Source organism: Microbispora sp. GKU 823, from assembly GCF_002027145.1.
Taxonomy (GTDB): domain Bacteria; phylum Actinomycetota; class Actinomycetes; order Streptosporangiales; family Streptosporangiaceae; genus Microbispora; species Microbispora siamensis.
Genome location: NZ_MWJN01000048.1, coordinates 1 through 17666, shown reverse-complemented (window position 1 = coordinate 17666; position 17666 = coordinate 1). Strand labels below are relative to the sequence as shown.

At 72.3% G+C, this 17666-nt stretch carries 16 protein-coding genes and 1 tRNA gene; 9 read left to right on the top strand and 8 right to left on the bottom strand.

Annotated features, from left to right (window positions below; translation table 11 throughout):
- Positions 1-24: 24 nt before the first annotated feature.
- Entirely contained in the window at positions 25-951 is a 927-nt protein-coding gene (locus B1L11_RS24225; protein WP_079316611.1) for a TauD/TfdA family dioxygenase, read from the bottom strand.
- 635 nt (positions 952-1586) lie between these two features.
- On the opposite strand from B1L11_RS24225, the gene B1L11_RS24220 reads away from it, so the two are divergent.
- Positions 1587-6980, top strand: a complete 5394-nt coding sequence (locus B1L11_RS24220) for a non-ribosomal peptide synthetase/MFS transporter (protein ID WP_143737499.1) — start codon at positions 1587-1589, stop codon at positions 6978-6980.
- Between the two features lie 40 nt (positions 6981-7020).
- Positions 7021-7323, top strand: a complete 303-nt coding sequence (locus B1L11_RS24215) for a hypothetical protein (RefSeq protein ID WP_079316609.1) — start codon at positions 7021-7023, stop codon at positions 7321-7323.
- A 3-nt stretch (positions 7324-7326) separates the two neighbouring features.
- Here B1L11_RS24215 and B1L11_RS24210 read toward each other — a convergent pair whose 3' ends face one another.
- From B1L11_RS24210 to B1L11_RS24200, 4 genes are read right to left on the bottom strand one after another with little or no spacing between them, the layout of a single operon-like run.
- Positions 7327-7602 (bottom strand): hypothetical protein, encoded by a 276-nt coding sequence (locus B1L11_RS24210; RefSeq protein WP_079316608.1) that lies wholly within the window; start codon positions 7600-7602, stop codon positions 7327-7329.
- Positions 7603-7624: 22 nt separating this feature from the next.
- The gene (locus tag B1L11_RS24205) at positions 7625-8038 is read right to left on the bottom strand and encodes a hypothetical protein (RefSeq protein WP_143737498.1); all 414 of its coding nucleotides are present in this window, start codon (positions 8036-8038) and stop codon (positions 7625-7627) included.
- On the bottom strand, positions 8035-8208 hold the full coding sequence (locus B1L11_RS47080) for a hypothetical protein (protein ID WP_179155301.1): 174 nt from the start codon (positions 8206-8208) through the stop codon (positions 8035-8037). The genes B1L11_RS24205 and B1L11_RS47080 overlap by 4 nt, the downstream gene beginning before the upstream one ends.
- A 49-nt stretch (positions 8209-8257) precedes the next feature.
- A complete protein-coding gene (locus tag B1L11_RS24200; protein WP_079316606.1) occupies positions 8258-8635 on the bottom strand; it encodes a hypothetical protein in 378 nt (125 codons plus the stop codon).
- Between the two features lie 173 nt (positions 8636-8808).
- Here B1L11_RS24200 and B1L11_RS24195 point away from each other — a divergent pair, with 173 nt between their 5' ends.
- Entirely contained in the window at positions 8809-9999 is a 1191-nt protein-coding gene (locus B1L11_RS24195) for a cytochrome P450 (RefSeq protein ID WP_079316646.1), read from the top strand.
- Positions 10000-10005: 6 nt separating this feature from the next.
- On the opposite strand, the gene B1L11_RS24190 is transcribed toward B1L11_RS24195, so the two are convergent.
- Both B1L11_RS24190 and B1L11_RS24185 read right to left on the bottom strand, forming a co-directional pair.
- On the bottom strand, positions 10006-11010 hold the full coding sequence (locus B1L11_RS24190; protein WP_218671273.1) for a DUF2332 domain-containing protein: 1005 nt from the start codon (positions 11008-11010) through the stop codon (positions 10006-10008).
- Positions 11010-12263 carry an MFS transporter gene (locus tag B1L11_RS24185; protein WP_079316605.1) on the bottom strand — a complete coding sequence of 418 codons (1254 nt, stop codon included), beginning with the start codon at positions 12261-12263 and terminating at the stop codon, positions 11010-11012. Before B1L11_RS24185 ends, B1L11_RS24190 begins: the two co-directional genes overlap by 1 nt.
- Positions 12264-12340: 77 nt before the next feature.
- Here B1L11_RS24185 and B1L11_RS24180 point away from each other — a divergent pair, with 77 nt between their 5' ends.
- Positions 12341-12904 carry a TetR/AcrR family transcriptional regulator gene (locus B1L11_RS24180; RefSeq protein WP_079316604.1) on the top strand — a complete coding sequence of 188 codons (564 nt, stop codon included), beginning with the start codon at positions 12341-12343 and terminating at the stop codon, positions 12902-12904.
- A 55-nt stretch (positions 12905-12959) separates the two neighbouring features.
- On the opposite strand, the gene B1L11_RS24175 is transcribed toward B1L11_RS24180, so the two are convergent.
- Entirely contained in the window at positions 12960-13484 is a 525-nt protein-coding gene (locus B1L11_RS24175) for a GNAT family N-acetyltransferase (RefSeq protein WP_079316603.1), read from the bottom strand.
- Positions 13485-13587: 103 nt separating this feature from the next.
- Between B1L11_RS24175 and B1L11_RS47075 the strand changes: the two genes are divergently transcribed.
- The 5 genes from B1L11_RS47075 to B1L11_RS24145 form a co-directional block, all read left to right on the top strand.
- Entirely contained in the window at positions 13588-14106 is a 519-nt protein-coding gene (locus B1L11_RS47075; protein WP_179155300.1) for a hypothetical protein, read from the top strand.
- Complete coding sequence (locus B1L11_RS47070; RefSeq protein WP_179155299.1) at positions 13998-14999, top strand: hypothetical protein; 1002 nt, start codon at positions 13998-14000, stop codon at positions 14997-14999. Before B1L11_RS47075 ends, B1L11_RS47070 begins: the two co-directional genes overlap by 109 nt.
- Positions 15000-15144: 145 nt before the next feature.
- Positions 15145-15216, top strand: a tRNA-Pro gene (locus B1L11_RS24155).
- 26 nt (positions 15217-15242) lie between these two features.
- Positions 15243-16745, top strand: coding sequence for a HEAT repeat domain-containing protein (locus B1L11_RS24150; RefSeq protein ID WP_143737497.1), 1503 nt, complete (start codon positions 15243-15245; stop codon positions 16743-16745).
- A gap of 9 nt (positions 16746-16754) precedes the next feature.
- Positions 16755-17666: SMI1/KNR4 family protein (locus tag B1L11_RS24145; protein WP_079316599.1), on the top strand; the 912-nt coding region annotated here is incomplete at its 3' end.

The window sequence follows — 17666 nt, the reverse complement described above, 5'->3', positions numbered from 1 at the left end:
GGCGTTTCCCTTCCGAGAGCGCGGTCAGTCGGACATGGCGACGAGGATGCGGCGGGAGCCGGTGAAGGGCCTGCGGCCGTGCCCGACCAGCACGTTGTCGATCAACAGCAGGTCGCCCTCCCGCCAGTCGACGTCCACCGCGTTGTCCAGGCCCCGGTTGCGCACCTGGATCACGTACTCGCCGGGGATCGGGGCGCCGTCCGGGAACGTCACCGACTGCGGCAGCTCCTCCGGCGGCATGAGTTCGGCCAGCATGGCGGCGGCCTCGTCGCCCAGCGACGCGGGGTGCCACTGGTCGGCCTGGTTGAACCACACCTCGGCGCCGGTCACGGGGTGCCGGATGGTGGCGGGCCTGACCTGGGAGATCCGTACGCCGCCGTCGGGCCGCCACTGCCAGTCCGCCCCGATGCGGTCGAGGAACCCGGCCACCTCGTCGCGGTCCTCGGTCTCGAACGTCTCCTGCCAGCTCTTGCCGAGCCCCCGGCCGGCGTGCAGGTTCTGCGTGTAGCGCACGCCCTTGGCGAAGGCCTCCCTGACCTCGTCGTCGAGCGACTCCAGCCAGCGCACGCCGTCCACGACGGGGGTGGCGCCGCCGCTCTCGGCCGCCTTCTCGCAGTAGAACAGCAGCCGCGAGGGCCAGGTGGCGGAGTACGACAACTCGTTGTGCATGGAGATCGTGTACTCGGGCGGGTACTCGGTCGAGGTGTAGACGTTGCCGCCCACCTTGGTGCGGGGCGAGTTGCCGTGCACGTACGCCAGCCGGTTGGGCAGCAGCATGTCCATGACGGGATCGAGGGTCTCGGGCGTGACGCCGAACCCCCGGAAGACGAGCGCCTTCTCGCGGACCAGCAGGTCGCCCACGTTCGTTTCGCGCAGCCGTTCCACCAGTCCGCCGGGTGTGGCGGCGGAGCCGTCCGGGGTTATTTCCAGGGGCTTCCAGAAGTCGTCCATGCGTCCTCCTTCTGCGCGGGATCCGGCCGCGGCCGAGCACGGGGAAAAGTCGAATTAAGGAGGCAGGCGGGCCCTCGAATAGGCGGCGCCCCTGCGGAAAGAGATTCCGGCGGCCAACATAGAACCCGAATCGGGTCACGCGCAAGAAACATGTTTCATCCGGTTTATCCCGACGCCGCCAGTCAAATTATCCGACATACGCCTGTGTCCGCCGGCAATGCCGACGACCACTCATGTTCGCCACCCCCAGGCGATGACGGAAGGTCGATTTCCCCATACTCTTCGCGCTCGACCGCAGGTCAAAGTGAGGCTTGCGTCACCCAGCGTGCGTCCCGTATCGTAAAATAATCACTTTCGTGGGAGCGCTCCCATGCATCTCTGCTCGAACACGGCGATATAGGCGGCGAGATACGCGGCGAGGTCCTGCGGAATCAACGATCAAGCGTTTTCTGGTTCAACCACTTTTCTGCGTGGTCAGCTGGTCCTGCGCATTGTTTGCGCAGAGAGGAGAACGCTCGGTGACGATAACGCCGACGACTGACAACGAGCTTCTAATAGCGTCGCTTTCCCCACGCAGGCAGGAGGCGCTGCGCCGGCTCCTCGCCGCCAGAGCCGCGAGGGCGGCCGCCGCGAACGTGATCACTCCGCGCGGCGGGGGACCCGCCCCCTGCTCCTACGAGCAGACCCAGATGTGGCTCGGCGCCCGCTTCGCCGAGGGCGCCCCGGCGCCGAACGCCACGATCGGCCTGCGGCTCACCGGCCCGCTCGACACCCGGGCCCTGACCGTCGCCCTGGACAGCCTGGTCGAACGCGACGAGATCCTGCGTACGGTCTACGAGGGCGACGGGCACGAGCCCCGGCAGATCGTCCTCGACCCCGGGCCGGCGCCGCTCGACGTCGTCGACCTGCGGGACCTGCCGGAGGCCGAGCGGGAGCAGCGGGCCCGCGAGATCACGTGCAGGGCCGCCGTCGAACGCTTCGACCTGGAGACCGGGCCGGTCCACCGTACGACGCTGGTCCGGCTGGCCGACGAGGACCACGTGCTGATGTTCGTCTGCCACCACATCGCGTGCGACGGGTGGTCGGTCGGCATCATCGTGGACGAGCTGACCAGCGTGTACGCGACCGCCCACGAGGGCCGTCCCCCGGAGGTGGGCACGCCCCCGCTCCAGTACGCCGACTACGCGGCCTGGTCGCGGCGTGAGCTGACCGGCGAGCAGCGCGAGCGGCGGCTCGCGTACTGGCGCGAACGGCTCGACGGCGCGAGCGCGGTGGAGCTTCCCATCGCGCGGGACGGCCAGGCCGCCACCGAGGGCAACCGGAGCGACTGCCACCTGTTCACGCTGCCGGACGAGGTCCTGCGGGCGCTGCGGGAGGCCGGCGGCCCCGGGACCACGCCGTTCGTGGCCCTGCTCACCGTCTTCTCGATGCTGCTCGCGCGCTACACCGGGCAGGGCGACCTGACGATCGCCACGGTGGACGGCGGCCGGCGCCGGGTGGAGCTCGAACCCGTGCTGGGCTGCTTCGTCAACGCCCTGCCGCTGCGCGCCGACCTGTCGGGCAACCCCTCCTTCCGGGAGGCGGCGGCCGGGGTGCGGCGCAGGCTGGGCGAGGCGCTCGCCAACCACCTGCCATTCTCCGAGCTGGCCGGGGCGCTGAGCGACCGGGACGCCCGCAACTTCTCGCTGTCGACCGTCGGCTTCTCGCTGCGCGTCTTCCGCGACCAGCGCGGGCGCTGGCCCGGGCTCGAAGCGTCGGTGTGGGAGCACGAGGTCGACGACTTCACCTACGATCTCGCGCTGCTGGTGCACCTGAACGGCACGGACGACCCCGAGCTCTACCTGACCTACCAGAAGGACCGGTTCGACGCGGACTCCGTCGTCCGGATGGCCGGGCACTACCGGGCGCTGGCCGAGCGGATCGCCGCCGCCCCCGACACCCCGCTGGCCGACCTGGAGCTGCTCACCGACGCCGAACGCGACGTGGTGCTGGGCGCCTGGAACGACTCGGCCCGGCCCTACCCGGACGTGGCCCTGCCCGAGCTACTGGAGCGCCACGCGGACTCCGGCGCGGTGGCGGTCTCCTTCGAGGGCCGCACGACCACGTACGCCGAGCTGCACGCCCGCGCCAACCAGGTCGCCCACCTGCTGCGCGAGCGGGGCATCGGCCCGGAGGACACGGTGGGCGTGCTGCTCGACCGGAGCCCGGACCTGATCGCCTGCCTGCTGGGCGTGTGGAAGGCGGGCGCGGCCTACCTGCCGATGGATCCCAAGTTCCCCGCGCAGCGCGTCCGCGACATGCTGTCGATCGCCGCGACCCCGCTGGTCCTGACCTCAGCGGGCTACGCGCACCTGTTCGACGGCCCCGAGGTCGTGGACGTGGACAGCGGGGTGCTCGACGGCCGGCCCGCCGATCCGGCCGATGTGCCGTACGACATCGACCGGCTGGCCTATGTGATCTTCACGTCGGGGTCCACGGGCAAGCCCAAGGGCGTGCAGGTCACCCACCGCGGGCTGGTGAACCACGTCTGGTGGGCCGTCGAGGACCTGGCGTCCCAGGGGGACGGCGGCGCGCCGCTGTTCGGCTCGGTGGCGTTCGACCTGGTGGTGCCCAACCTGTGGGCGCCGCTCGTCGCGGGTCAGCGCGTCACCGTGCTGCCCCAGGACTTCGACATGGGCGAACTGGGCGCGCTGCTGGTGGCGGGCGGGCCGTACGGCTTCATCAAGTGCACCCCCGGACACCTGGAGGTGCTCGGCCACCAGATCGACGCCCGGCAGGCCGCCGCGCTCGCCGGGAAGATCGTCGTGGCGGGTGAGGCGCTGCCCGGCTCGATGGCCAACCGGTGGCTGGAGATGCTCGGCCCGGGCCGCCTGATCAACGAGTACGGTCCCACCGAGGCGTCGGTCGGCACGTGCATCTATCCCGTGCGGGACGCCCAGCTCGTGGAGGTCGTCCCGATCGGCCGCCCGCTGCCCAACATGCGGATGTACGTCCTGGACGCCAACCGGCGGCTGCAGCCGGTCGGCGTACCGGGCGAGCTGTACGTCGGCGGCGTGGGCGTGACGCGCGGCTACATGAACCGGCCGGACCTGACCGAGGAGCGGTTCCTGCCGGATCCGTACACCCCTCTTTCCGGGGACGGGGGTGGCCGGATGTACCGCACCGGCGACCGGGTGGCCTGGACCCGCGACGGGAACGTGGCCTTCCTCGGCCGGTTCGACGACCAGGTGAAGATCCGCGGCTACCGCATCGAGCTGGACGAGGTGCGGGCGGCCGTCCTCGACCACCCCGGTGTGCGCGACGCGGTCGTCACCGTGCACGCGTTCACGTCCGAGGACAAGCGGCTCGTCGCCTACTACGTCCCCACAGGTCCCGAGTTATCCGAGCTCGCGGACCACTGCGCGGAACGGCTGCCGGACTACATGGTCCCGTCGGTGTTCGTGCCGCTGGAGACCATCCCGCTCAACGCCAACGGCAAGGTGGACCGCAAGGCGCTGCCCGATCCGGTGGTCAAGGTGGGCGAGGACCTGGCCGAGCCGACGACCGAGACCGAGATCGTGGTCGCCGGGGTCTGGCGGGAGGTCCTCGGCATCGAGGCCGTCTCGATCGACAGCGACTTCAACGCGCTCGGCGGCCACTCGCTGCTGCTCATCCGCATGGTCGCCAAGCTGCGCCAGGCGCTGCCCGCCGACGGCTACCAGGTCACCGTGCTCGACGCGATCGCCAACCGCACCGTGCGGGAGCTGGCCGCGCTGATCGACGCCGCCCGGCAGGCGCCCGAGGAAGCCGAGGACGGCCCGCGCGGCCTGCTGGTCGAGCTCACCCGGCCGGTCAAGGCGCCCACGCTGTCACTGGTCTGCATCCCGTACGGCGGGGCCAGCGCGATGGTCTACCAGCCGCTGGCCGACGCGCTCCCGGACGGCCACTCGCTGTTCGCGGTCGCCCTGCCCGGCCATGAGCTGGGCGTCGAGGAGAGCACGATCGGCTTCCACGAGGCCGCCCAGCGGGTCTGCGACGAGGTGCTCGACCGCGTGCGCGGCCCTGTCGCGTTGTACGGCCACTGCGTCGGCAGCGCGCTGACCGCCGAGATCGCGCGGCGGCTTGAGGCGGCCGGGCGGCGCGTCGAGGCCGTCTACATGGGCGGCAGCTTCCCGTTCGCCACCCCCACCAAGGGCCTCAACGGCCTGCTCGGCCGGATCTTCCGCAGCAAGGCGCTGGACAACGCCAACGCGCACGCCAACTGGCTCCGCGCGATGGGCGCCGACCTGCAGGACCTCGACCCCGAGCAGGTCGACCACATCATCCGCACCATGCGCGTGGACGCCCGGGCCGGCGAGGACTACTTCAGCGAGCTCGTGGAGCGGCAGAGCCCGCAGCTGCGCGCCCCGGTGATCTCGATCGTCGGCGACCGCGACGCGCTGACCGACTTCTACCAGGAGCGCTACCGCGACTGGCACTGCGTCTCGGAGACCACGGCGCTGGTCGTGATGGCCGAGGCCGGCCACTACTTCCTCCGATACCGCACCGAGGAGCTGGCCGCGATCGTCACGAGCACCCACGCCGCCGTCGAAAGTCCCGGGGAGTGGCGGCCGCGCCCGCCCGACGACCCGGCGACGTGGTGGCGGCAGGCGCTGTCCACCGACCGGCGGGCCGACGTCTCCGGGCCGCAGCCCAGTCTCGGCCGGTTCTTCACGGTGGCGACGGGTCAGATCGTCTCCATGATCGGCGCCGTGATGACCGAGTTCGCCGTACCGATCTGGGCGTACCTGAAGAGCGGCTCGCTGGTGCAGTTCGGCCTGTTCGCCATCATCGGGCTGGTGCCGGGGCTCGTCCTCGCGCCGCTGATCGGCGCGCTCGTCGACCGGTACGACCGCAAGCGGGCGATGCTGGCGGCCGACGGCATGTCTCTGGCCGTGCAGGCCGCGCTGCTCGCGCTGATGGCGGGCGACGTGCTGAGCATGCCCGTGCTGTACGGCCTGCTGGTGGTGCTGTCGATATCGGTGACCCTGCAACGGGTGGCCTGGCAGTCGGCCGGTCCGCAGCTCGCGCCCAAGCACTACCTGCACCACGTCGGCGGCGTCGTCCAGCTCGGCAACGCCGTGGCCCAGCTCATGGTCCCGCTGTTCTCCGTCGCCGTGCTCGCGTTGATCGGCATCGAGGGCATCCTGACCGCCAACGTGGTCTGCTACGCGATCGCGTTCGCCGTGACCCTGCTCGTGCGCTTCCCGGCCACGATGGCCTGGCGGCGCCGCGAGACGGTCTCCGCCGAGATCCGCAACGGCTTCCGCTACCTGCTGCGGCGGCGGGGCCTACGGGCCATGGCCTTCACGATGTTCATCGTGAACTTCTTCCTGTTCACCGGGTTCATCATGATCTCGCCGCTGGTGCTGTCGGTCGGGGAGCTGGCCGACACCGGGCGGGTGGCGCTGCTCGCCGGGATCGGGGCGGTCTGCGGCGGCCTGATCATCACGCTGTGGGGCGGCCCGCGCGACCGCCGGATGTTCGGCATGCTGTCGGCCGCCGGTGTGCTGGGGATCTTCTGCGCGATCGCCGGTCTGCGCCCGTCGCTCGTCCTCATCACGGTCGGGGCCTTCGGCATGTCGCTGATGATGACGATCAGCGACGGCATCTGGCTGACGATCATCCACTCGAAGGTGCCCCAGCGCTACCACGCCCGCGTCATCGCGATCAACCGGATGCTCGCGCTGTCGACCCAGCCGGTCGGCCTGGCCGTACAGGCCTGGCTCGTGGGGCTGGTCTTCGAGCCGCTGATGCGGCCCGACGGCCCGCTGGCCGGCACGGTCGGCAAGGTCATCGGGGTCGGCGAGGGCCGCGGCATCGGCCTGCTGTACGTCGTGTGCGGCCTGGCCATCGCGCTCACGATCACGCTGGCCCTGCGTCACCCGGCCCTGGCGAGGTTCGACCAGGAGACCCCGGACGCCGAGCCCGACGACCTGGTCGGCCTGGAGGCGCTGCGCAGCCGCCAGGAGGCGAGCGTTCCGGCGCAGCGGGTGCCATCCGAGCTGTGAACATGTGAATGGCATACGGGCCGCCGGGTACGGCGCCCGTATGGACGAGAAGAAGATGAATCCGAAGCAGCTCGCCGAGGAGCTGGCGACCAACGCGCAGGACGATCCGCGGTTCAAGAACCGGACGCCGGGCATCCGGGCCACCCGGCAGGGATCGGTGGAGCAGGCGGACCAGGACGCGGCAGGCATCGTCGGCGGCAAGGGAATCTCGGGCGGCGGCGCCTCCGGAGGAGGAACGTTCGGGCAGCCGCCGACCGGAGAGCTCGACGACGACCAGCTCGCCGACACGGTGGCGGGCACCGGCCTGCCGCCCGACGACGAGGAGGACGAGGGCGACCAGTGATTCTCAGGTGAGACGGAAGGTCGGGCGGCCGCCGGGACCCGTCTCGGCGTCCAGTGTCTTGCCGCCGACGGCCTGGGCGACCTGCGCGTCGAGGAAGACGCGCACGTCCGCCCTCTTGATCACCTCATCGCCCGAGAAGGGCGCGCTCACCAGCGAGAGCTCCAGCGAGGCGGGCTCCCCCGGCTTGGCCGCGATGCGCAGGCCCGCCTCCTCGGGGAGGTACTCCCCCACCATCAGATCGCGGATCGCCTGAACGGCGTGGTCGGTGACTGTCAGCACGACGCGCCTCCTGTGTGTCTGCTCACGCGTCCTCGGGCTTGCGCCGCCGGTTCATCGCGAGCCATCCCGCGTCCCAGGCGGCGTACCTGTGGTGGTCGAGACGGCGGCGGACGAGAGCGAGGCACGCCAGCAGGGCCGTCAGCGACAGCGCCGCCGTGGCCGTTCCGGACGCGACGCCGTCGGCGACCGTGTCGATCCGGCTCCGCGGGCCGTCGCCCGGCCTGCCGGCGCGGTCCAGCCAGATCCGCACGGGCGTGCCGGCCTTGGCCGCCGAGGGGACCGGCGCCTGCCCGGTGACCGTACGGCCGTCCGGGGCCGTCCAGGCGACACCCGTGCGCAGCCGCGCGGCCGTGCCCTCCACCGCGACCCAGGTGGCCGCCGGCGCGTCGCGCGTGACCGGTGGCGTCACCCACCGCCCGGAACGCTCCTCGGTCACGCCGCCGCGATAGACGGCGCGCCCACGGCGAACGCCGCGACCAGGCTCAGCACGGCCAGGATCAGGAAGGTCAGCACGACCGCGGACTCGACGCGGTCGGTTCGGCGCCGTAACGGATTGCCGTCGGGCAGGTAGCGCCGCACCCGCATCGTCACCGGGCCAGATCGCATCGCGTCACCCCTCCTCTTTCTCGTGCGCCTTCTCGTGCGCAGGGGCGTCTCACTCGCCCGGCTCCCGGAACCGCGGCGCGTCCGGCGGAGGGCCGGAGGACTCCTGGATCAGCGCGTTCAACGTGGTGTCGTCGGCGATGGCATGCTCGGCCTCGGGCGTGTCCTCCAGCGCGGTGATCTGCTCCGGTCGCCGCGCCTCCCGCTCCGCCTCGTCCCGGTCCCGTACGGCCCCCTCGATCGCCTCCAGCATCTCCCGCCGGCTGTAGGAGCCCTCGGCGATCTCGTTCAGGAGGGCGAGGGTCTCGGCCGGCACGTGGATGTCCGCGGCGGCGGCGGAGTAGAGGTCGCGGCGCGTCACGCGGAGGCGGTCGTGGAAGACCTCGTCCACGACCTGGCGCAGCCGCTCCGTTTCCGCAGGGTCAGGCATGCCCTTCTCCTTCCGGTCTGTCCTTACCCCCCGCGGTGCGGATCCCACGCCCGGACTCGAAGATCGGCGACGAGAAGCCGATATCCGGCGTCGTACGCCGCGAACCGTTCACGTACCGGCCGGAGCCGATCAGTATGGCGGGAGGAACCGGATTCCGATCACGGGAGGCCCGCATGTCCGACGCGCTGCTTCGCGACCCCTACCCCGTCTACGCGAAGGCCCGCGAGACTCCCGGGCTGACCTTCCTTCCCGAGATGGACGCCTGGCTGGTCGCCAGGGACGCCGACGTGCGCGAGGTGCTGCGAAGTCCGGAGGTCTTCTCCTCGGCCAACGCGCTGCGCGGCGACTTCGTCCCCGAGCCGTCCGTGCTCGCCGAGCTCGCGAAGGGCGTCGGCGGCGCGCCCGTCGTGGTCACCTCCGACGGGGCAGCGCACCAGCGCTACCGGATCCCGCTCGTCCGGGGGCTGTCACCCGCCCGGGTCGCCGCGGTCGTGCCGTTCATCCGGGAACGCGCCGAGTCACTCGTGGACGCCTTCGCCTCGCCGGTCGAGTTGATCGGCGCGTACGCCAGGAGGCTGCCCGGGGAGGTGATCGGGCGCCTGCTGGGCCTCGACCCCGAGCACGTCCCCCTGGCGGTGGAGGCCGGCTACCGCGCCGAGGAGCTGTTCTTCCTCCCGGTCGGGGAGGAGGGGCGGATCGCCGCGGCCCGCGAGGTCGTCGCGCTGCAGCACCTGATCGACGAGTACGCGCGGAGCCGGCGGGAGGACCCCCGCGACGACCTGTGCACCGAGATGGTCCGGGCGCTCGCGCCGGGCACCGGGCCGCTGACGCGGGAGCAGCGGGCGGAGCTGGTGTCGAACCTGCAGAACCTGCTGATCGCCGGTCACCTGACCACGACGGCCCTGATCTGCACCGTGGTGCTGCATCTGCTGCGGCATCGCGAGCAGTGGGAGCTGCTGTGCGCCCGGCCCGAACTGATCCCCGACGCGGTCGAGGAGGCCGCCCGGCACGACGCCCCCGTCCAGGCGTTCCGCCGCGTCACCACCCGGCCGGTGACGCTCGCGGGCACCGACCTGCCCGAAGGCGCCACCGTCCTGGTCGCGTACGGCTCCGCCAACAGGGACGAGGCCAGGCACGACCGGCCCGGCGACTTCGACGTCACCCGGCGCGCCCGGCGCCATCTCGCCTTCGGGCACGGCGTGCACTCCTGTCCGGGGGCGCAACTCGCGCGCGAACAGGTGCGGATCACGCTGGAGATCCTCACCCGGCGGCTGCCCGGGCTGCGGCTCGCGGCGGACCGGCCGGTGGTCATGGCCCCCACGCTCATCCACAGGGGGCCGGAGGAGCTGTGGCTCACCTGGTGAGGTTCCTCAGGCGAGCCAGTCCAGCCACTCGCCGTGCGGCCCGGCCATCGCGAGCGGCTCGCCGTCGAGCGCGGGCAGGAACGCCAGCCGCCGCTCCGGCAGGTCTGCCGTCAGCTTCGGAAGAAGGGAGGGCAGCCGGGGCGAGCCCTCGTTGGAGATCCACCGCACCGGCAGGCCCCCTGCCCGAAGGCCGCGTACGAGCGCCACGAAGCGGTCCCGCGCCCCGGCGTCCAGGTAGGGCATAACCGCGCTGTGGAAGACGACGACCGTCGCCCCGGCGGGCGCGGCGGCGACGAGATCGGGCAGGGCCGCCGCGGCGTCCCCGCGCACCAGACGCGGCGGGTCCTGCCTCGCCATCCGCACCGCCCCGCGCAGCCGCGCGAGCCGGTCCGCCTGTTCCGGCCACACCAGGCACTCCAGCCAGCGCACCGCCTCGTCGTCGCGTACGTCGATGGGGTTGAGATCCAGCCCGGCCCGCCACACGACCTCGGGGAGGCGCTCCGGCACCGGCACCTTCCCGTTCGTCCGGCAGGTGAGCAGAACGGGGCTTTCTGCCGGTCCGATCTCGGGCCCGTCGTCGTACCGGTAGCGGTAGCGGTCGGGGTAGAGGCACAGCCCCGCCGAGGCGCCCACCTCCACCAGGGCCAGCGGCTGCGGCAGCGTCGCCAGCACCGGCAGCAGGCTCGCACACCGGCCCGCCTCGTTCGTCTGCGTCCGCCGGGCGAGCATCGTCTCCCGCACCTCGGTCCAGTGGCGTACGGTCCACTCGCGGAACCGGCCGAACTCGTCGTACGGCCCGCAGAGGAAGCGCACGGCGGCAAGCAGCAGGTTCGGTTGTCTCTTCGGCTCCGGCAGACCGTCGATGAGTTCGAGCAGCCCGGGGTCGGCGGCGATCCCGAGGGCGAGCGCCTCGTAGGCCGGGCTGTGCCCCCTGACCTCCCGCTCCGCGAAGTACCGGTACCACTCCGCCGTCTCCATGCCCGCCTCCCCGAGGACCGCCGGAGCCTCCATCAAACCAGGAGGAGTGCGCCGGGGTTAACGCCCGGGCGAAGGGGCTTCGGCCGGCGGCACCGTGCCCCGCCGGCCACCATCGCGACGATCACCTGGCCGGCCGCGGCGACACACATCAGAATGATCGGTGCCTGCCAGCCCGAGCCGACGGTGTGCAGCAACCCGAAAATCACCGGTCCTGCGGCGGCCAGCAGGTAACCGATCGACTGCGCCATCGCCGACAACGCGCCCGCCACGGTCGCGTCCTGGGCGCGCAGGCTGAGGAAGGCCAATGCGAGCACCAGGCAGGCTCCGCCGCCCAGTCCGAGGACGACGCTCCACAGCAGTGCCCATCCCGGCACCGCCAGAAGCCCGAGGTAGCCGGCGAGCAGGACCACCGAACTCGCCGTCGCCACCGCACGCTGGTCACGCGCCCACCGCAGCGCGGCGGGCACCGCCAGGCTGGTCGCCACCGCGACCGCCTGGAACACGAACAGCAGCCATCCCGCCGCCGCCGCGCTCACTCCACTGTCCTGGAACACCTGAGGCAACCACGTGACGACGACGTAGAAGCCCAGCGACTGCAGTCCCATGAACGCCGTGACCGCCCACGCCAGCGCCGATCTCCACGGCAGCCGGTGTCCGCGAACCGTCTCAGCGGCCGGCCGCGAAGTCCGCACCTGCGGAAGCCACAGCACGACAGCCACCAACGCGGGAACGATCCAGCACCCCAACGCCGTGTGCCAACCACCAGGGGCGACCTGGCTCATCGGTACCGCCACTCCGGAAGCCACCGCGGCGACCGCCCCCATGACCGTGGCGTACGCGCTGGTCAGCAGGCCCACTCTCGTGGGGAAATCGCGCTTGATCAGGCTCGGCAGCAGCACGTTGCCCACGGCGATCCCCGACCCGATCAGCACGGTCCCGGCGAACAGCGCGATCGCCGTCGGCGCCCACCGGATGGCGATCCCGAGGGTCAGCACCACGAGCGCACCCCAGAGGAGCCGCTCGGGTCCCCACTGCGCCGCCAGCCGCGGAACCATCGGTGATATCACCGCGAACGCCAGCAAGGGCAGCGTGCTCAGCAGGCCCGCCACGGCCGGAGCCAGTTCCAGATCGGCCTGTACGCGCTCCAGCAACGGCCCGACAGCGGTCAAGCTCGGCCGTAGGTTCGCCGCCACCACCAGCAATCCCCACACCAGCAGCGCCCGGCCGGAACGCCCCGTCGACCGCTCGTGATGCGGTGAGAGCAGGGTGAAACGCTCCTTCGACATCGTGTCGACCTCTCATGCATAATACGGAATAAGGAATCCGCATTCCGTATCGGAGTCTAGGCAGAGGATCGTTTGGGATGTCAACCCCGCAGCCGCGGCGCAGGACGCGTACCGACGCCGAGCGCAATCGAGATCGCGTCCTGGAGGCGGCACGCGCGTTGTTCGCCGAGTCCGGCCACGACGTGCAGATGTCGGAGGTCGCACGAGTGGCGGGCGTCGGCGTCGGGACCCTCTATCGCAAGTTCCCGACCCGGGAGGCCCTGATCGAGGCCATCGCCGAGCACCGGGCCGCCGGCATCATCGCCGCCGCACGCCGGCTGGCCGACGCCGACGATCCGGCTGACGGCCTGGCCCGTCTCCTGCACCACGTGGGCGAGGTGCTGGCGGACGATCGCGGCATGTCCGAGGTCATCGAGAAGGCCATGGGCTCGGGCGAGCCGCGGGAAGAGACCCGCGAGGCGCTGCTCGCCATCGCCGGGGAGCTGCTCGACCGGGCGCAGGCGCACGGCACGGTTGGGCGGGAGGTGACGACCGGGGACGTCAACATGGTCATCTGCGGCCTGGCGGCGGTCATCCGCAACGCCGCGGGCGATTGGCGGCGGTACATCGAGGTAGCGCTCGACGGTCTCCGTTCCCGCTGAGCGGGTGCTCGATTTCGCCACCCGCTGCCGGAATGGGCGCACGTATGCGCGAAGGTCAGACTCCGGCCTCCCGCCGCACCCCGCCTGGTCGTTCCCAGGTCCACAGGCGCTCGCCGTCCTCGAAATGTTCGGTGGGCAGCAGGCCGATCCGGCCGGCCACCGTCATGGACGCGTGATGATCGGGGTGGATGTGGGCCTCGATGCGGGCGACGCCGCGCGCACGCAACCATTCGGCGAGGGCCGCCGCCGCCTCCGAGGCGTACCCCCGGCCCTGCCAGGCGGTCCCCACGACCCACGCCACCTCGGCTCGCCGCCCGCCGTCCGCCACGGTGGCCTGCACGTAGCCGACCGCCCGTCCGTCGGTGTCGCGGCGGATGATCCAGTTGAGCCACTCCTGCCGTCCGTCCGGGGACCTGCGGGCTTCGAGCGCGGCGTACCGGGCGCGTAGTTCCGCCGGGGTGGGCGCGGCTCCGCCGATGAAGGCGTACAGCTCCTCCCCCGCCAGCACCTCCGCCATCTCGTCCGCGTCCTGCGCCGTCAGCGGCCACAGCGTGAGCCGCGCCGCCGAGATGGTCTCCATACGTGGAAGTCTCTCTCCTCCCAGCCCGTACGCCCAACGGCTTTTCGCGGGCCGCCGGATAACCGATCGATTCCCGGGCGGACACGCGGCCATCATGGCGGGCATGAAGCACCGCAAGGGTTCCGAGCGCTCCCGCCGGGACGCGCTCGTCGAGCTGCACGGCTCGCTGGACCGCCGCTACCGGCCGGAGGACGTCGCCGAACTGGTCCTCGAGGCGCTGGCCGGACGGCTGTCGGTCCGTGAGCGCCTCGTGCTGGGCCGCGCCGCCCGGCACTCCTCGCGCGGCTCCGCGTGGTTCACCTCGATGTCGAGCGACTACGCACGCCCTGTCGGCGGAGCGCGTCAGGTGGCCACGGCCACCCGGCTGTTCGGCGCTCCGGCGGAGGTGGACCCCGACGACCCCGACTCCCTGCTGGCGTACGCCGGCACGGTCGGGCGCACCATCGAGTGGACGCCCGACCGGACCGACTTCCTGGCCGACCGGCTCAACCGTGAGGCCCGGGAGGCGCCGGGATGGACCTGTCGAAGCGGCAGTACAACCGCCGGTTCCGCATGCTGCGCCGCATCGCCGCCAAGGCGGACACGCTCGAGGTCGAGCGGGAAAAGCGGCGGCTGCTGCTGATCGCTGTCACCGGCTTCGGCGCACGCGTTCCGCTGGAGCGGTTCGTCGCGGACCCGGACGCCGCCTGCTTCGTCGCGTACTACACGGCGCGCCGCAAACTGCGCCGCGAGTTCAGCCTCTCCGGGCGGGACAATCCGTTCGACGAGATCGCGGAAGTCCTGCTCCGCCGGTGCGGAGACGACGCGGACTGGTGGATGATCGCGCAGGTCCGGCCCACACGCGACGTGCTGGACCGCCTCACCGACGGGGAGCGGGGACGGCTGCTCGGTCAGTGGTCCGCGGTCATGCGGCACACTGCCCGGCTCCTGGGCCGGCGCTGGCGGCCGGCCATGGACCGGACGACGATGATCGTCCGGCCCGGCGACGACTCCAGCACGTGGAACTCTCTCGCGGGGGCCTACAACGCCGCCCGAGCCGGGTGGCTGGCATGCCTCGCCGCACTGGACGCCCTGGAGTTGCTGGACGTGTCCTGCCCCGGCAAGGCGATGCGGCTGATGGCCGCGGACCTGGCAGCCTGGCACCGCTCGACCGGCGGCGACGTCGATCCCGGCACCCGGGTCTGGGCCGCGCTGCCGCCGCCGTGGGAGGTGCTGGACGGCACGGCGTCCTGCACCCGCGCGGACGTCGAGGCGGCCTGCCGTACGGCGGGGCTCGACCCGGAGAAGTCGGGCTGGACCGCGCCCGCGCCCAAGCGCCGTGTCGCGGTGTTCCGGCCCACCCCCGAGCTTGTCCACGGGGTCGCCGTCGCCGATCCGGTGTGGGCGGCCCTGCTGCGCCGAGCCGGGGTGTTCAGCGGCCGGACCGTCAGGCCCGACCTGGCTCCGGACGCCCTGCGCGGGCTTCAGGGCGGCGTCGTGACCGGCGACCTGCCTCCGATCGTGGAGACGAATTAATCCGTGGCGTGGCCGGGGACGGTCGAGCAGACTGGTACCCGGCCCGCCGCAGCGCAGCAGTAAAACGGCTCAGAGGTAGAACGCCCGGCTCATCCGGGTGGGCGCCGGTTCGAGCCCGGCCGGCGGGCTCACACGATGGAGCGGCCTCGTCGTAGCTCAGCGGTAGAGCGCCCGGCTCGGGCCCGGGTGGGCGCCGGTTCGAGCCCGGCCGGCGAGGACCTCCACAGCGTGGATCATGGTGCGGTGGTCGAAACCGTCGAGACGCTCATCGCCAGGGCCGCGCCGGGTCACCTGTACGTGCTGTGGGACTTGTGGACGGCACTGCTCCGGGCGGCGGCCGATCGCGAGCACGCCGAGCGCGCTCTCGACGCCCTGGCGGCGGCCCCGCCCTGGCTGTGGTCCGAGCTCGACCCCGCGCGGCGTGCGACGTGGTACGAAGCACCCACAGTCGCCACGGCGCCTGAGCCGCGCGGGCTGTGGCGCCTGCGTCGCAAGCCCCCCGTACCGGACACCTCGCTCGCCGTACTGGCGGCGGCCTGCGCCCACGACGGCCACGAGCGGGAGCGCGCCGTCCGGCACCCCGCCATGCGTCACGATCCGCGGCTGCTGCCGATCCTGGTGATCCGGGCCGCCGACTGGGTGCCCGAGGTGCGGTCGGCGGCGGCGGACGTCCTGCAACAGGCGCTCGCGGCGCCCACCGCGGCCGCCCTGGAGACCGTCGCGCCGGTCGCCGTACGGCTGGGGGGACGGCGACGCGGCGAAGCGGTCGTCCGCATGGTGCGCAACGCGATCACGCGGGCGAGCGACGAGGTCCTCGCGGCCCTGCGGAGCAGCGCCGACATCCCGACGCGCCGGTTCGCCTACCGGGCCTGCCTCGACGGCGGGCGTCTCAGCGAGGCGGACCTGATTCACGCGGCGCAGCGCGAGGAAGACGTGACCTGCCGGACGCTGTGCGCGGAGACGGTCGCCGGGCTGGACCGTCCCGACCTGCTGCGGCGGCTGCTGGCGAACCGGGCGGCCCGGGTGCGCGCCACAGCGCTGACCGCCCTGGTGCGGCTCGGCGCGCCGGAGCACGGAGAACGGATGCTCGGCGACGGCTCCTCGGTCGTGCGGCTGACCGCGCAGTGGGCGGTGCGGCGGGCCGGCGGCGACCCGGCGGAGTTCTACCGCCACCTGCTGAACGAGCGACCGGGCCACGGACTACGACACCTGGTCGCGGGGCTGGGTGAGTGCGGCACTCCCGCCGACGCCCCGACCGTCCTGCCTTACCTGGCCGACGAGAACCCCCGCGTGCGGGCAGATGCCGTACGTGCGGCGTCCCGCCTGGGGGCACAGGCCGACCTCACCGCGATGCTCGTCGATCCCGCGCCGATCGTCGTCCGCCGCGCTGCCGAGGCGTTGCGCACCGCGCCCCCGCCCGAGGGCCGCTTGTGGCCCTTGTTCGACAGTGACCGCCCGCCTCACGTACGGCGAGCGGCCTACCGGTTGCTCGCCGGGACGCACGTGTGGAACCGCCTCAAGGCCGACCTGATCCTGCTGGCGGGGCCGGACGAGTCGCTCCGCGAGCGGGCGCGGGCGGACGTGCGCAACTGGCTCGACCGGCAGGCGGCCACCGCGTACGAGGGACCCCCCGAGCCGCTCCGCCACGAGCTGGCGGTGCTGATCGAGCGGGCGTACGACGCGCTGGGCGAGCGGATCGCGCGCGTTCTCAAGTGGCACCTGCGAGCGGACCAGCAAGATCGATAAAGTGCGCGGGTGATCGGACTCCGGTGGGCGCGTGTCGTACGGCCGGCGCTCGTTGCCGTGCTCCTGATGGCAGGACTCGTGGGCGAGCCGGACCTGATGGAGGACACGGTGCGGTGTCTGTCCATATCCTTCGGTGGTTCTACGTCGCTGTCCTGCGGTGATCCCGAGTTCGAAGCGAAGGTCAAGGCCGACGCGCTCACTCCGGAGGAGGCGGAGGCGGTCGGCTGCCCGCCGATCCGTTGGCGGGACGACTGGAGCGTGCCCAAGTCCAATGCGCTGCGGCAGCCCGGCGCCATGAGCACGGAACCCGCGTACGGGGAACCCACGTACACCCCTCGTACGCTCGATCCGGCGGTCACCGCGCGGGTGAACCAGGCGTGGGACCGCATCGAACGCTGGCTGGGCGCGCACGCCTCGGCCACGCTGCGGCAGCTCAAGTTCGGCGCCGGCCCGCAGGACCTCGCCCGGTGGGAGGCCACGCACGGCCGCCGCCTTCCCGACGACCTGTACGCCTCCTATCTGCGTCATGACGGCGCCGACGGCAACCTCGGGGCGGGGTTCCGGCTCCCGCGGTCGTACGGCCTGCTCGGGGTGTCCGACATCGACTACGTCAACGGGAGCAAGTGCGAGGACCTGGTGATGAGGGGCGACCCGGACGCGGCCGACCCCGAGCACGGGGTGTGGCATGGCAGCCTCCTGGCCATCGGCAGTGACGCCGGCGGCCGGGAGTTGTTCGTCGAGCCGCGTACGGGCCGCGTGGGCGAGGCCTCGTGGCAGGAGAAGCTGAAGCACGACGGCCCGATGGGCTGGCCGTCGCATGCCGCGATGCTGGAGGCGCTGGCCGGCGCACTGGAGCGGGGTGCGGCGCTGCGGGACTGGTATCCGGTGGTCACGGCGGGCTGCGAGCTGCGCTGGGCCGAG

What these genes read in the sequence shown, in the direction of transcription:
- B1L11_RS47070 (WP_179155299.1), top strand. Translation starts at nt 13,998, where the DNA reads ATGGACCTGTCGAAGCGGCAGTACAACCGCCGGTTCCGCATGCTGCGC.
- B1L11_RS24180 (WP_079316604.1), top strand. Translation starts at nt 12,341, where the DNA reads ATGTCAACCCCGCAGCCGCGGCGCAGGACGCGTACCGACGCCGAGCGC.
- B1L11_RS24200 (WP_079316606.1), bottom strand. Translation starts at nt 8,635, where the DNA reads ATGCCTGACCCTGCGGAAACGGAGCGGCTGCGCCAGGTCGTGGACGAG.
- B1L11_RS24215 (WP_079316609.1), top strand. Translation starts at nt 7,021, where the DNA reads ATGGACGAGAAGAAGATGAATCCGAAGCAGCTCGCCGAGGAGCTGGCG.
- B1L11_RS24175 (WP_079316603.1), bottom strand. Translation starts at nt 13,484, where the DNA reads ATGGAGACCATCTCGGCGGCGCGGCTCACGCTGTGGCCGCTGACGGCG.
- B1L11_RS24190 (WP_218671273.1), bottom strand. Translation starts at nt 11,010, where the DNA reads ATGGAGGCTCCGGCGGTCCTCGGGGAGGCGGGCATGGAGACGGCGGAG.
- B1L11_RS24225 (WP_079316611.1), bottom strand. Translation starts at nt 951, where the DNA reads ATGGACGACTTCTGGAAGCCCCTGGAAATAACCCCGGACGGCTCCGCC.
- B1L11_RS47080 (WP_179155301.1), bottom strand. Translation starts at nt 8,208, where the DNA reads ATGCGATCTGGCCCGGTGACGATGCGGGTGCGGCGCTACCTGCCCGAC.
- B1L11_RS24195 (WP_079316646.1), top strand. Translation starts at nt 8,809, where the DNA reads ATGTCCGACGCGCTGCTTCGCGACCCCTACCCCGTCTACGCGAAGGCC.
- B1L11_RS24185 (WP_079316605.1), bottom strand. Translation starts at nt 12,263, where the DNA reads ATGTCGAAGGAGCGTTTCACCCTGCTCTCACCGCATCACGAGCGGTCG.
- B1L11_RS47075 (WP_179155300.1), top strand. Translation starts at nt 13,588, where the DNA reads ATGAAGCACCGCAAGGGTTCCGAGCGCTCCCGCCGGGACGCGCTCGTC.